Source organism: Chryseobacterium lacus, from assembly GCF_003336205.1.
GTDB lineage: Bacteria > Bacteroidota > Bacteroidia > Flavobacteriales > Weeksellaceae > Chryseobacterium_A > Chryseobacterium_A lacus.
On sequence record NZ_QPIE01000023.1, the window covers coordinates 1 to 909 of the forward strand.

Here is a 909-nt window from a genome sequence, read left to right on the forward strand (position 1 = left end):
CTACTTCGGTATTATGGAGTACCAATGATCCTTCGGTACAGTTGTCCTATACCCCTCACCGAAATGAGATTATGGTGAAGGCATCGCAATCCGGCACATTTGAGATCAGAGCGGAGTACGTAAATACTTTGCTGGGGTGTGAAGGCTCTGCGCGATTTGAAATTAATGTGACCTCCCCTGTTATCGTTACAGGAGGTGCGGATACTGTATGTACGGGCAGCAGCCTGACTTTCAGCAGCATCCCGGGAGGCATTAACAACTGGACGGTAGTGTATAATAATAACACCCAAAATTATAATAATGTCAACGGGCCGTTTACTCATACGTTCAATACTGCAGGCACCTATGCCATTTATGCCAGCAAGCCTGGCGGCTGCATGGGAGATGCCAAAATTGTAAAAGCCGTTAAGGTGCCTGACGCTCCTACCGGCAGCATCACAGGGCCCGACAAGGTATGCCAGTTAATTCCACAAACGTACAGCCTCAGCAGTATTGACAGCGGCACGATTCCGGTATGGGAAGTGACAGGAGGTACCATCCAGGGAAGCAATACCGGGCAAAGCATTACGGTGATTTTTACCGGTGCTGGCCCTTTCAGTGTCTCCGTACGAAACCGCAGCCTTGATCCGGTAGGGTGTCTTTCACCACCGGTTACCTTGCCTGTAGAAGCTTTCAACATGGGCAGCATCACCGTTACGCCGCCTTCAGGAGGCCTTTACTGCCCGAGTTCCAACCAGACGTTCACCGCCAATCTGAACGGCATCGTTCCCGATTCCATGGAATGGAGTTTTTCGCCATCCAATTTTGGAAGCTTCGTCAGCGGACAGGGAACTTCATCCGTCACGGTGAATTTTAACGAGATCTCTACCAACCCTAACGGAGTTCTGCAGCTGAAAATCGTAAAATGTG

General features: G+C 50.1%; 1 pseudogene. It reads left to right on the top strand.

Annotated features, from left to right (window positions below):
• A pseudogene (locus DQ356_RS11255) lies at window positions 1-909 on the top strand (hypothetical protein); the annotation flags it as partial.